The sequence below is a fragment of the Streptomyces sp. NPDC006711 genome, from assembly GCF_042869775.1.
In the GTDB taxonomy this organism is placed as follows: Bacteria; Actinomycetota; Actinomycetes; order Streptomycetales; family Streptomycetaceae; genus Streptomyces.
The window spans coordinates 1-13,137 of sequence record NZ_JBIAGO010000023.1; the positions used below are offsets into that span (position 1 = coordinate 1).

At 71.9% G+C, this 13,137-nt stretch carries 9 protein-coding genes; 5 read left to right on the top strand and 4 right to left on the bottom strand.

Annotated features, from left to right (window positions below; translation table 11 throughout):
* Nucleotides 1-85 precede the first annotated feature (85 nt).
* Complete coding sequence (hemE, locus tag ACFYM2_RS31100; RefSeq protein ID WP_359005897.1) at nucleotides 86-1,153, bottom strand: uroporphyrinogen decarboxylase; 1,068 nt, start codon at nucleotides 1,151-1,153, stop codon at nucleotides 86-88.
* 91 nt (nucleotides 1,154-1,244) lie between these two features.
* Here hemE and ACFYM2_RS31105 point away from each other — a divergent pair, with 91 nt between their 5' ends.
* The 5 genes from ACFYM2_RS31105 (at nucleotide 1,245) to ACFYM2_RS31125 (ending at nucleotide 8,519) form a co-directional block, all read left to right on the top strand.
* Nucleotides 1,245-1,898, top strand: a complete 654-nt coding sequence (locus ACFYM2_RS31105) for a DUF3000 domain-containing protein (RefSeq protein ID WP_359005894.1) — start codon at nucleotides 1,245-1,247, stop codon at nucleotides 1,896-1,898.
* Between the two features lie 605 nt (nucleotides 1,899-2,503).
* Entirely contained in the window at nucleotides 2,504-3,166 is a 663-nt protein-coding gene (locus ACFYM2_RS31110) for a response regulator transcription factor (protein WP_114039865.1), read from the top strand.
* A gap of 99 nt (nucleotides 3,167-3,265) precedes the next feature.
* Nucleotides 3,266-4,549 carry a ribonuclease D gene (locus ACFYM2_RS31115; RefSeq protein ID WP_359005891.1) on the top strand — a complete coding sequence of 428 codons (1,284 nt, stop codon included), beginning with the start codon at nucleotides 3,266-3,268 and terminating at the stop codon, nucleotides 4,547-4,549.
* 614 nt (nucleotides 4,550-5,163) lie between these two features.
* A complete protein-coding gene (locus ACFYM2_RS31120; RefSeq protein WP_359005888.1) occupies nucleotides 5,164-6,390 on the top strand; it encodes an acetyl-CoA C-acyltransferase in 1,227 nt (408 codons plus the stop codon).
* A complete protein-coding gene (locus ACFYM2_RS31125; RefSeq protein ID WP_359005885.1) occupies nucleotides 6,387-8,519 on the top strand; it encodes a 3-hydroxyacyl-CoA dehydrogenase NAD-binding domain-containing protein in 2,133 nt (710 codons plus the stop codon). Before ACFYM2_RS31120 ends, ACFYM2_RS31125 begins: the two co-directional genes overlap by 4 nt.
* Nucleotides 8,520-8,671: 152 nt before the next feature.
* Here the strand turns inward: ACFYM2_RS31125 and ACFYM2_RS31130 are convergent, their stop codons facing one another.
* From ACFYM2_RS31130 to ACFYM2_RS31140, 3 genes are all read right to left on the bottom strand, one after another.
* A complete protein-coding gene (locus ACFYM2_RS31130) occupies nucleotides 8,672-9,826 on the bottom strand; it encodes a hypothetical protein (RefSeq protein ID WP_359005882.1) in 1,155 nt (384 codons plus the stop codon).
* Nucleotides 9,827-10,031: 205 nt separating this feature from the next.
* Nucleotides 10,032-11,489 carry a glycosyltransferase family 39 protein gene (locus ACFYM2_RS31135; protein ID WP_388840849.1) on the bottom strand — a complete coding sequence of 486 codons (1,458 nt, stop codon included), beginning with the start codon at nucleotides 11,487-11,489 and terminating at the stop codon, nucleotides 10,032-10,034.
* Between the two features lie 110 nt (nucleotides 11,490-11,599).
* A complete protein-coding gene (locus ACFYM2_RS31140) occupies nucleotides 11,600-13,093 on the bottom strand; it encodes an amino acid permease (RefSeq protein ID WP_359005877.1) in 1,494 nt (497 codons plus the stop codon).
* Nucleotides 13,094-13,137: the final 44 nt, after the last annotated feature.

A 13,137-nucleotide genomic window follows, 5' to 3' on the forward strand; every position in this document is an offset into this window, starting at 1 on the left:
GCTCCGCTATCGAGACGCTCCGGCGCCTTGCGATGCACCGCACCAGACGCCGCGCCCTGACCGACCCTGATCCACCAGACACCCCCTAGCGGGCGGTCTGCTCGTGGACGTACGCGACGAGGCGGGTCAGCGCGTCCGGGTCCATCGAGGGCAGCACCCCGTGACCGAGGTTGAAGACGTGGCCCTCAAGGCCCGCTGCCGCGTCGAGGACTTCGCGGGTCTTGGCCTCGACGGCCCCGGTCGGCGCGAACAGGACGGCCGGGTCGAGGTTGCCCTGGAGCGCCTTGCCGGGGCCGACGCGGCGGGCCGCCTCGTCCAGCGGGACGCGCCAGTCGACACCGACGACGTCCGCGCCGGCCTCGCCCATGAGACCGAGCAGTTCGCCGGTGCCGACGCCGAAGTGGATGCGCGGCACGTTGTAAGGGGCGACCGCGTCGAAGACCTTGGCCGATGCGGGCAGGATCGAGCGCCGGTAGTCGGCGGGGGCGAGCGCGCCCACCCAGGAGTCGAAGAGCTGCACGGCCGAGGCGCCGGCCTCGATCTGCACCTTGAGGAAGGCGGCGGTGATCTCGGCGAGGCGGTCGAGCAGGTCGGCCCAGAGCTCGGGGTCGCCGTACATCATGGCCTTGGTGTTCTCGTGGTTGCGCGAGGGGCCGCCCTCCACGAGGTAGCTGGCGAGCGTGAACGGGGCGCCCGCGAAGCCGATGAGCGGCGTGGCGCCGAGCTCGCCGGTGAGCATGCCGATCGCCTCGGTGACGTAGTGGACGTCCTCGGGGGTCAGGTCGCGCAGCTTCGCGAGGTCGGCGCGGGTGCGGATCGGGTCGGCGACGACCGGGCCGACGCCCGGCTTGATGTCGAGGTCGATGCCGATGGCCTTGAGCGGGACCACGATGTCGCTGAAGTAGATGGCCGCGTCGACCTTGTGACGGCGCACGGGCTGGAGCGTGATCTCGGTGACCAGCTCGGGCCGCATGCACGACTCCAGCATGGGGACGCCCTCGCGCACCTTCAGGTACTCCGGCAGCGAGCGCCCCGCCTGGCGCATGAACCAGACCGGCGTGTGCGGGACGGCTTCCCGCCTGCATGCCTTGAGGAACGCGGAGTCGTGCGTCTTGCTGTTCGGCTGGCCCACAGGGCGGTCGTTGGCGCTCACGTCCAGAATCTTCGCATGTGGCCGCAAGCGGCCACCCCGGCCCGGGTGTCCCTACCGGCGCCGGGCCCGCGTTCCGCCTAGTCTTCCCCGCATGGCTGCCGCTCAGGGACGAACTTCGGATGGCGCCGACGGCAGGGAAGCCGCGGACGGTACCACCGTTCCGATCCCCTTCCGTCAGGCCGTCGACGCACTGCGCGCGGCGCGACCGCGCCCCGAGATCGAGGTGGACGAGACGCGGCCGCCCCAGCGTCTCGCGCCGCACGCCTACGCGCTTGAGGCGGCCGTCGTCGAGGGCGAGGACGATCTGGCCGACGGCCGCCTGATCCTGCTGCACGACCCGGCCGGACACGACGCCTGGCAGGGCACCTTCCGTCTGGTCACCCTCGTACGGGCCGAGCTGGAGCCGGAGATGGCGGCCGACCCGCTGCTCCCCGAGGTCTGCTGGTCGTGGCTGACGGGCGCCCTGGAGGCGCGCGGCCTGTCGTACAAGGAGGCGAGCGGCACGGTCACGCGGGCCGGTTCGTACTACTTCGGCGGGCTCTCCGAGCGGCTTCCGGCCACCCAGATCGAGATCCGCGCGTCCTGGACGCCCCACGAGGGCCGCGGCGGGGTGCCGGACACCGCGGGGCATCTGGCGGCCTGGTGCGACCTGCTGTGCCAGATCGCTGGCCTGCCGCCGGCCTCGGGCGCCGACGACGGGGGCGGCGGCGTAGTCACCCTCCCCCAACGCCGCGACCCACGCTGAGGCCGCCGAGACGGCGTCCGCCGGGGAGGGTGGAGGCCCGGCGAGGGGGCCGTCACCGTGGGTGGTGGCGGCCCCCGAGTGGAAGGCCGGCGGGGACCGTCACCGAGCGGGCGGGCGGCGAAGGTGGCGACCTCCAGGCGGGAGGGCACCGACGGTGGCGGCCGCAAAGAGGGAGGCCGCGAGCGCGGCGGCCCCCGAGGCGGGAGGGCGCTGGGGCGGGCCCAAGTGGCGGCGGTCTCCGAGGTGGGAGGGGCGCTGCGGCCCGGGCCCGAGCGGCGGCGGCCTTCGAGGCGGGAGGGCGCTGGCGGTGGGGCTGGGGGGCGCCCGCTTTTCACCCCTCCGCGCCCCCTCCCTGTGCCCGCCCCGCGCCTCGCCTACGGCGGGGTGTGGGGCGTTTTCGTGGGCCCCCGCGCGCGGCCGCGCGCCCCGGCGCGCACTCGACGATCGAGTACGTGTCCGAATTGCCCTAAATGTTTCTCACCAAATCGTGATCATTCTCTAAAGGCCGAAGGCTTTGGTGCCGAAGAGGTTTGTGACCCTAACTGCACGGTTCCCCCCGGCTTCATCCCCGAGCCGGCCCGGTCCGCACCTTTCCAGGAGGCCTGGTGTCCGTTCTTCTTGAGCAGCCCGCAAGCCTGGTCGCCTACCGCCCGAACAAGCCGACGGCCATGGTCGTCGTTGCCGACCCCCGAGTCCGCTCCACCGTCACCCGGCACCTGTGGGCGCTCGGAGTACGTGACGTCATCGAGGCGTCGTCCATCGCGGAGGCCCGTCCCCGCGTCGGCAACCCGCGCGACATCTGCGTTGCCGACGTCCACCTGCCCGACGGTTCCGGGCTGACCCTGCTGTCCGAGACCCGAGCCGCGGGCTGGCCCAACGGCCTGGCCCTGTCCGCCGCCGACGACATCGGCGCCGTGCGCAACGCCCTCGCGGGCGGTGTGAAGGGCTACGTCGTCACCGGCACCCGCACCAACATCGGCCACCCCGGCCGTCCCGGCGCCGCCCCCATCGGCGCCGCGGCCGCTCGTATGCACCGCCGCCCCCCGGGTGCCCCGAGCCACCCGGGCGGCTACCGCGAGCTCTCCGGCCGTGAGGTCGAAGTGCTGCGGCTCGTGGCCGAGGGCCAGTCCAACAAGGCGATCGGCGTCTCGATGGGCCTGTCCGCTCTGACCGTCAAGTCCCACCTCGCCCGGATCGCACGCAAGCTCGGCACGGGCGACCGGGCCGGGATGGTCGCTGTCGCGCTGCGCACCGGAATCATCCACTGACCGAATACTGACCGAATTACGACCCTCACGCGCCCCACCGCGCCCGTCGACGGAACGTTCCGTCGACGGGCGCCGCGCATACACAGATACCCTTGACAGGTGACCGACGCCCATAAGACCGCAGCAGAGACAGCACTGCGAACCACCGGGGGCGCTCCCCCGGACGACGTCGAGAAGGCGCCGATTCCCTTGCTGGAGCCCCGAGAGGGCATTCCGCCCGTCGTAGCCACCGACGACGCGCTGGCCGAAGTCGTCGCCGCGTTCGCGGCCGGCACCGGCCCCGTCGCCGTGGACGCCGAGCGCGCGTCCGGCTACCGCTACGGCCAGCGGGCCTACCTGGTGCAGATGCGCCGCGAGGGCGCGGGCACCGCACTCATCGATCCCGTCGGGTGTCCGGATCTCTCCGCTTTGGGGGAGGCGCTTTCGGACACCGAGTGGATCTTGCACGCCGCCACCCAGGATCTCCCCTGCCTGCGCGAAATAGGCATGGTCCCTTCCCGGATCTTCGACACCGAGCTCGCCGGACGCCTCGCGGGCTTCCCGCGCGTGGGGCTTGGCGCGATGGTCGAGAGCGTGCTCGGGTACGCCCTGGAGAAGGGCCACTCCGCCGTCGACTGGTCGACCCGGCCGCTCCCCGAACCCTGGCTGCGCTACGCGGCGCTCGACGTGGAGCTCCTGGTCGATCTGCGGGACGCGCTGGAGAAGGAGCTGGAGCGGCAGGGCAAGCTGGAGTGGGCCCACGAGGAGTTCGACGCGATCGCCTCGGCCCCGCCGGCCCCGCCGCGCAAGGACCCCTGGCGCCGCACCTCCGGCATGCACAAGGTGCGCAGGCGCCGTCAGATGGCCGCCGTACGCGAACTGTGGACGGCTCGGGACGCGGTGGCGCAGCGGCGTGACGTCTCGCCCGGCAAGGTCCTCAGCGACTCCGCGATCATCGAGGCCTCGCTCGCCCTGCCCGCCACGGTGACGGCGCTGACCGCGCTCACCGGGTTCGGGCACCGGATGGGGCGGCGCCAGCTCGAGCAGTGGCAGGCGGCGGTCGACCGGGCGAAGGCCCTGTCGGAGGCGGAGCTTCCGCAGCCGGGCCAGCCCTTGCAGGGGCCGCCGCCGCCGCGCGCGTGGGCTGACAAGGACCCGGCGGCCGCGGCCCGGCTCTCGGCGGCCCGCGCGGCGGTCTCCGCGCTCGCCGAGCGGCTGAACATGCCGCAGGAGAACCTGATCACGCCGGATACGGTGCGGCGGGTGTGCTGGGAGCCGCCGGGGGATCGCTCCGAGGCGGCGGTGGCGCAGGCGCTCTCGTCCTACGGTGCGAGGCCCTGGCAGGTCACCCAGGTGACGCCCCTCCTCTCCGCCGCCCTGAAGGACACTCCGGCGACGCCCTGACCCCGGGGTGAACCACCCACGACTTTCAGCCGAATTCCCCAGGTTGGCGCTGCCGCGCGGAAGCACGAACACAACCCGGGCCAGGGGTGGGCCCCGAACCCCGGCTGCGGACCGTGCGTGGCTAGTCGCGCAGTTCCCCGCGCCCCTGGCGGGGCTCATGCTGGCCCACACCGGCACCCTCAGCCCGTCCGGCGTTTGAGGACGAGGCCGTTCAGGCCGAACGGGGTCTGGGGCGGAGCCCCAGGGAGCTCGGCCGCGGACCGTGGTCGCTCCTCGCGCAGTTCCCCGCGCCCCTGACAGGGCTCATGCTGGCCTACACCAGCACCCTCAGCCCGTCCGGCGATTGAGGACGAGCGCCCTTCAGGCGCGAACGGGGTCTGGGGCGGAGCCCCAGGGACCTCGGCTGCGGACCGTGGTCGCTCCTCGCGCAAGCCCCACCCGGCCCGGGCGGGCATGAGTGGGCCGGGGCGGGCCCCGGGAGTGTGACCTTCGCCGCTCCGGGCCAGGGGACTGGGCAGTTTGGTTACCCGTAAGTAGCATGGGCCAGGTGAGCGCACGCTCAGTCGCGTGCGCCAAGCGCAGCAGTGCCATCCCGCACCTGGAGGAGAGCCATCGTGCCTCGTACCGTCAGGGACGTCGTCTTCGTCGACGGCGTCCGCACCCCGTTCGGCAAGGCGGGCCCGAAGGGCATCTACCACGAGACCCGGGCCGACGATCTCGTCGTCAAGGCCATCCGTGAGCTGCTGCGCCGCAACCCGGCCCTGGACCCCGCGAAGATCGACGAGGTCGCCATCGCCGCGACCACGCAGATCGGCGACCAGGGCCTGACCCTGGGCCGCACCGCCGGCATCCTCGCGGGCCTCCCGCAGTCCGTGCCGGGCTACTCCATCGACCGCATGTGCGCCGGCGCCCTGACCGCCGTGACCTCCGTCGCCGGCTCGATCGCGTTCGGCGCGTACGACGCCGTGATCGCCGGTGGCGTCGAGCACATGGGCCGCCACCCCATGGGTGAGGGCGTCGACCCCAACCCGCGGTTCGTCAGCGAGAAGCTGGTCGACGAGTCCGCCCTGTTCATGGGCATGACCGCCGAGAACCTGCACGACCGCTACCCCCAGATCACCAAGCGCCGCGCCGACGAGTACGCCGTGCGCTCGCAGGAGAAGGCCGCCAAGGCGTACGCCGACGGCAAGATCCAGCAGGACCTGGTCCCGATCTCGGTGCGCAACACCAACGCCGAGGTGGGCGAGACCGGTTGGGGTCTGGTCACCGCCGACGAACCGATGCGCCCGGGCACCACCCTGGAGAGCCTGGCGAACCTGAAGACGCCGTTCCGCGTCCACGGCAACGTCACCGCGGGCAACGCGGCCGGCCTCAACGACGGCGCCACCGCGTCGATCATCGCGTCCGAGGAGTTCGCGCGGGAGAACAACCTCCCCGTGAAGATGCGCCTGGTCTCCTACGCCTTCGCCGGTGTGGAGCCCGAGGTCATGGGCTACGGCCCGATCCCGGCGACCGAGAAGGCCCTGGCCAAGGCCGGCCTGTCGATCGAGGACATCAACCTCTTCGAGATCAACGAGGCGTTCGCCGTCCAGGTCCTCGCGTTCCTGGACCACTACGGCATCGCCGACGACGACGCGCGCGTCAACCAGTACGGCGGCGCCATCGCCTACGGCCACCCGCTCGCCTCCTCGGGCGTACGCCTGATGACGCAGCTGGCCCGGCAGTTCGAGGAGCAGCCCGAGGTCCGCTACGGCCTCACCACCATGTGCGTCGGCTTCGGCATGGGCGCCACGGTCATCTGGGAGAACCCGCACCACAAGGACGCCGGAGGCAGCAAGTGAGCACCACCACCGCTGAGCTTCTCAAGGGCGCGGCCGAGCTGTTCCCGGACGAGGTCGTGACGTCCGCGCACGTACGCCACCTCGAACTGCCCTACGGCGCCGGGCGCTTCGCGCTCATCACGCTCGACAACGGCTTCGACCACACCAAGCCGACCACTTTCGGCCCCGGCTCGCTGGCGAACCTGAACGCCGCCATCGACCAGGTCGAGAAGGAGGCCGCCGAGGGCTCCATCGTGGGCGTCGGTGTCACCGGCAAGCCGTTCATCTTCGCGGTCGGCGCCGACCTCAAGGGCGTCGAGCTCCTGAAGAAGCACGAGGACGCGCTGGCCATCGGCAAGGGCGGCCACGAGGTCTTCAAGCGCCTCGCGGGTCTCGCGGTGCCGACGTTCGCGTACTACAACGGCGCCGCCATGGGCGGCGGTGTCGAGGTCGGTCTGCACTGCACCTACCGCACCGTCTCCAAGGCGCTGCCCGCGTTCTCGCTGCCCGAGGTCTTCCTCGGCCTGGTCCCGGGCTGGGGCGGCTGCACGCTGCTCCCCAACCTGATCGGCGCCGAGAAGGCCGTCTCGGTCATCATCGAGAACTCGCTGAACCAGAACCGTCAGCTCAAGGGCGTGCAGGTCTTCGAACTCGGCATCGCGGACGCCCTGTTCGAGGGTGCCGACTTCCTGGAGCAGTCCCTCATCTGGACGGCGAACGTCCTCAAGGGCGACGTCACCGTGGAGCGCCCCGAGATCGACCGCGGCGAGGCCTGGGACCAGGCCGTCGCCAAGGGCCGCTTCGTCGCGGACTCGAAGGTGCACGGCGCGGCCCCGGCCGCCTACCGCGCCCTCGACATCATCGCGGCGTCCAAGGACGGCGACCTCCAGGCCGGCTTCGACGCCGAGGACAGCGCGCTCGCCGACCTCATCATGGGCGGCGAACTGCGCTCCGGCATCTACGCGTTCAACCTGGTCCAGAAGCGCGCCAAGCGCCCGGCCGGCGCCCCGGACAAGAACCTGGCGCGCCCGGTCACCAAGGTCGGCGTGGTCGGCGCGGGCCTGATGGCCTCGCAGCTCGCCCTGCTCTTCCTGCGCCGCCTCGAGGTGCCGGTCGTCCTGACCGACATCGACCAGGAGCGCGTCGACAAGGGTGTGGGCTACGTCCACGCCGAGATCGACAAGCTGCTCGCCAAGTCGCGGATCAACCAGGACAAGGCCAACCGCCTCAAGGGCCTGGTCTCCGGTGTCCTGGACAAGGCCGAGGGCTTCTCGGACGCCGACTTCATCATCGAGGCCGTCTTCGAGGAGATCGGCGTCAAGCAGCAGGTGTTCGCGGAGGTCGAGGCGGTCGCCCCGGCGCACGCGATCCTCGCCACCAACACCTCCTCGCTGTCGGTCACCGAGATGGCCTCGAAGCTGAAGCACCCCGAGCGGGTCGTCGGCTTCCACTTCTTCAACCCGGTCGCGATCCTGCCGCTCCTGGAGATCGTCCGCGGCGAGCAGACCGACGACGTCTCGCTGGCCACGGCCTTCGGTGTGGCGCGCAAGCTGAAGAAGACCGCGGTCCTGGTGAAGGACGCCCCGGCGTTCGTCGTCAACCGCATCCTGACCCGCTTCATGGGCGAGATCCAGAACGTCATCGACGAGGGCACCCCGGTCGCCGTCGCCGAGAAGGCCGTCGAGCCGCTCGGCCTGCCGATGTCGCCGCTGGTCCTGCTCGAACTGGTCGGCCCGGCCATCGGCCTGCACGTCTCCGAAACCCTCAACCGCGCCTTCCCGGACCGCTTCACGGTCTCGGAGAACCTGGCGGCGGTCGTGAAGGCGGGCAAGCGCGGCTTCTACGTGTACGACTCCGGGAAGCCGGAGCTGGACCCGGAGGTCGCCGCCCTCCTCAAGCAGGGCGATGTCGCCCTGACCGAGGAGCAGACCCGTGACCGCGTCCTGGACGCGGTGGCGCAGGAGATCGGTCTGATGCTGGACGAGGGCGTCGTCGCCGAGGCCCAGGACATCGACCTCTGCCTGATCACGGGTGCCGGCTGGCCCTTCCACCTGGGCGGCATCACGCCGTACCTGGACCGCGAAGGCGTCTCGGAGCGCGTGAACGGAAAGAAGTTCCTGGCGCAGGGCGTCGCGAGCGTCCCCGCGTAACCCGCCCGTACGAGGAAGGCCCCCGCACCTCGGTGCGGGGGCCTTCGTCGTACTTCAACGTCCTTGCTCAACACCTCTGTTGACGGTGCGTCATGGGCCCGGCACCTTGGAAGGGTGCCGGGCCCGTGACGTACGCGGTGCGGTGAGCGCGCTCAGATCTGCTGCCAGGCCGCGAAGGCGAGGCCCGCCGTGTCGGTGCGCTGGCGGGCGAGCCGCAGCCGGCCCTCGGCGGTGAACACGCCGAGCACCACGCGGCCCTCGCCGTCCACCGCGAGCGCCGGGGCGCCCGCGCACGCCTCGCCGACCGGCGTCCAGGTGACCCCGGCCGCTTCCTGCTCGGTGGGGTAGACCGCTATGGCGGGGCGTCCTTCGGTGTCGCGCTGGGCCAGCACCATGCAGTCGACGCCGTCGATCTCGTGGCGCAGCAGCGCCACCGGACCCGAGCCCTTGCCGCCGATGGAGACAGCGGGCTCCTCGCCGCGCCAGGCCCGCAGTTCACCCGATGCCGCGTCCCGCAGGAAGAACGTGACGCGGCCGTTCTCGCCGGTCTCGATACCGTTGACGGTGCCGGTCGCGGCTGCGCCCTCGATCGGCTTGCCGCGCCAGACGAACTCGGCGTCACCCTTGGGGCGTTCGTAGACGTGGATGCCGCTGTCGCACGGGGCGTGGATGACCATCCGGCCGTCCTGGCCCGCGACGATCGATATGGAGCGGTCGGCGCCGTTGCCGTTGAGGTCGTCCCAGCCGCGCCACTTGCCGGACGGGTCCTGGCCGCGCGCGGACACGCCGCCGAACGCGTTGCGCACCACGATCTGTACGTTGCCCGAGGAGTCCACGCCGACCGAGGGGTGACCCATCCGCAGACCGTTCTCCCAGGCCTTGCGCGAGTAGGGCGAGCCGATCACGGCCCAGTTCTTGACGGGGCGTCCCGACTGGTACTGGATGGCGTGCACCAGCTCCGTCCAGGTGCCGCCGTCCGGCATGGGGGTGTGGCGCAGGGCCGCCAGGTGCACATAGCCGTCGCTGCCCTGGGCGACCGAGAGGTGCGACTGGAGGCCGGGGCCGGGGGCGACCAGCTCGGGACCCGTCCAGGCGCCGCCCGGCGTCGTCTCCGTCCAGCGGGCCACGCCGCCCTCGGCGGGCGCGTACGCGGAGAGCCGGCCGTCCTTGCCGAGCCGCAGCCAGGCGGTGACGGTGGGGCTGCCGTCCTCGGCCGCGACGACCGGAATGGCGGGCGCGGGAGCGGTCCGGATGCCGCCTGACCTGACCGGCCCCTGCTGCGACGTCCCTCGAGACCTCAGTGCCATGGTCCGCGACCACCTTTCCCCACCGGTTCCGCGCGAGGCGTCCGGGTCCAGCAACAAAGCGACTTTCTGCGACCCTAACACTGGTCGCCGCCCCCCGATTTCCCCTGGTATTTCCGTCCCGACGTGCGGCTTTTCGTCACCTGGCAAAGCCCGCCGGCGGCCGTTTCGCCGGTTCGCCCGGTCGGGTGAGGACCCCGGGCCCGCGTCACTGAGCCCGTACGTAGAAGACCGTCCCGTCCACCACGCCGCTCCTGTCGTATCCGCGGGCGAGGAAGCGGCGCAGGGTGGGCAGGCGGGCGGGGGCGAAGGGCTTGCCGCGTGAGTCGTCCACGACCAGCGCGGGCGGGCGGTCGGCGAGCTCGGCGCGGAAGTCCCGCCAGGCGCCGTCGATGCCGTACTTCTCCCCCACCCGGGGCCCGTCGCGGCCGCCGCTGTAGTTGGTGAGCAGCCCCGCGGTCAGGAACCGGCTCGCGGGCGTGCGGTGGGCCAGCCAGTACGTCTCGGGGTGTATGCCCCAGATGAGGACCCGGTCCCCCGCGCCGGTGCGGGACTCGACCTCGGCGGCGATCCGCACGGCGTGGGCGAGTTCGGGGCGCGGGGCGAGCAGGCCCCACAGCACGAAGAGGGCGCAGGCGCAGGCCGAGGTGAGCAGCGCACTGGTGAGCCGGTACGCCGGCAGGATCTGTAGGGCGCCGGTGGCGAGCAGCACCAGGGGCGGGATGAGCTGGAGGTAGTAGTGGCCGAAGAAGTGGAATCCGAGCAGGACCGCGCCGGCGGACGCGGCCAGCCACAGCCACAGGTCCACCGCGCCGGTCCGGGCGATCCGCAGTACCCGCGCGATGGGCGGCAGCAGTCCGGCGCAGCCGGCGCCGAGGAGCGCGGTGTTGACCAAACCCCGGGCGAGGACGTGGAGTTCGGATCCGGCGAAGGAGGCGTACGCCGAGGATCCGGTCACCGTCCAGAACAGGAAGCGGGCGGGCCCTGTGAGCCAGGCCGCCGCCGCGATGGGCGCCGCCACGCCAACCACCGTACACAGAAGGGGAGTTCGGCGGGGGCCGGGGTGCTGCCACAGGAGCCACAGGACGGGGGCGAGGACCGCGCCGCCGGTCTGTTTGGTCAGACCGGCACCGGCGACCGCGAGCCCGGCCCGCAGCCAGCCGCCCCGGTCCGCGCAGCGCACGGCCGCCGCGGTGAAGGGCAGCATGAACACTTCGAAGGTGGCGGCCTGGGCGTCCTCGGGGCTGAGCCCCACGGAGGCCAGCAGATAGAGGACGCCCGCGGTGCGGCCCGCGCTGTCGCCCCAGCGGCGGCGCGCGGTGGAGGCGAGCGCGAGCGCGGTGAGCAGCTGGGCGGCGGCCGCGGCCAGGCGCAGCGGGGTGAGCGAGGTGTCGCCGCACAGGGCGAAGGCGGCTTCGTACAGCCAGGGCAGCAGGGGCGGTTTGCGGTCGACGACGGTGGCATACAGCGTGCCGCCGCTCGCCAGGAGCCGTGCCTGGACGGCGAGATAGCCCTCGTCGGGGTTCCACAGCGGGTGCCGGAAGGAGGGCAGGCGGGTCAGGAGCGCGAGGGCAGCGAGGAGGGGGAGCAGCCGCCGCCAGTAACGGCCGCGGGGGGAGGGGGGCGGCCCGGCCGGGCGGCGGCGCCGGCTCGACGGCGCGCTCATGGTGACGGATCGTAGCGAGGGCGGCGGCTCGGCGAGCATGCGGGCCACCCTATGCGGCCCCGTATGTCCGGTGAGGACGGACATACGGGGCCGGTGGGAATCGGGGCCGATTACCGGGAGTCGCGCCCGGCGCGGGTTTCGAGGCCGCTGTGCCTGCGGCCGTAGCCGAAGTAGAAGACCACGCCGATCACCATCCACACGCCGAACCGGATCCAGGTCTCGGCGGGCAGGTTGATCATCAGCCATAGCGACGCGGCCACCGCGAGCGCGGGCACCCAGGGCACCAGCGGGGTGCGGAAGGCGCGGGGCAGGTCGGGGCGGGTGTGGCGCAGGATGACGACGCCCACCGAGACGACGACGAACGCGAACAGGGTACCGATGTTGACCAGGTCGGCCAGTTCGCTCAGGCTCGTGAACCCCGCGACGATCGCGATGATGACGCCGAGCAGGATGGTCGGGCGGTGCGGGGTGCGAAAGCGCGGGTGCACGTGGGAGAAGAACCGGGGCAGCAGCCCGTCCCGGCTCATCGCGAAGAACACCCGGGTCTGGCCGAGCAGCAGGATCATGCACACGGTGGTCAGGCCCACGGCGGCGCCGAAGCTGATGACGCCGGCGAAGAAGGGGTGCCCGGTGGATTTGAAGGCGTCGGCGAGCGGGGCGTCCACCGACAGCTTGGTGTAGTGCTCCATGCCCGTCACCACGATGGAGACGAGGACGTACAGGATGGTGCAGATGAGGAGCGAGCCGAGGATGCCGCGCGGCATGTCGCGCTGGGGGTTCTTGGTCTCCTCGGCGGCGGTCGCCACGATGTCGAAGCCGATGAAGGCGAAGAAGACGACCGAGGCGGCGGTGAAGATGCCCATGACGCCGAAGTTGGTGGGGGCGTAGCCGGACATCAGCTGGATGAGGGGGGCCTTGAGGTCACTGCCCGCCGTCTGCGGCTGGGCCGGGGGGATGAACGGCGAGTAGTTGGAGGAGGTGATGAAGAACGCGCCCGCGATGATCACGATCAGGACGACGGTCACCTTGACGGCGACGACGACGGTGGTGACCCGGGCGGAGAGCTTCATGCCGAGGACGAGGATGCCGGTGAGCACCAGGACCAGGGCGGCCGCCAGGATGTCGAAGCCGAAGCCGTGGGCGCCGTCACGGCCGCCGAGCGCCGCGGGCAGGTGCCAGCCCGCGTTGTCGAGCAGCGAGCGCACATAGCCCGACCAGCCGACGGCCACCACGGCGGTGCCGAGGGCGAATTCGAGCACCAGGTCCCAGCCGATGATCCAGGCGGGCAGCTCGCCGAGCGAGGCGTAGGAGAAGGTGTACGCCGAGCCCGCGACCGGCACGGTCGAGGCGAACTCGGCGTAGCACAGCGCGGCGAGCGCGCAGACGATGCCGGCGGCCACGAACGCGAGCGAGACGCCCGGCCCCGCGTTCTCCTTGGCGACCTTGCCCGTGAGGACGAAGATGCCGGTGCCGATGATGACTCCGACCCCGAAAACGGTGAGGTCGAGAGCGGACAGGGACTTTTTGAGCGCGTGTTCTGGCTCCTCTGTGTCCTGGATTGACTGCTCGATCGATTTGGTCCGGAACAGACCGGTACTGGCCACCCGTGCACCTCCGCTAGCTCATCGTCCTCGCCATGATCGGGAGG

Coding starts and splice junctions, on each gene's coding strand:
- ACFYM2_RS31105 (WP_359005894.1), top strand. CDS start 1,245: ATGGCTGCCGCTCAGGGACGAACTTCGGATGGCGCCGACGGCAGGGAA.
- ACFYM2_RS31130 (WP_359005882.1), bottom strand. CDS start 9,826: ATGGCACTGAGGTCTCGAGGGACGTCGCAGCAGGGGCCGGTCAGGTCA.
- ACFYM2_RS31135 (WP_388840849.1), bottom strand. CDS start 11,489: ATGAGCGCGCCGTCGAGCCGGCGCCGCCGCCCGGCCGGGCCGCCCCCC.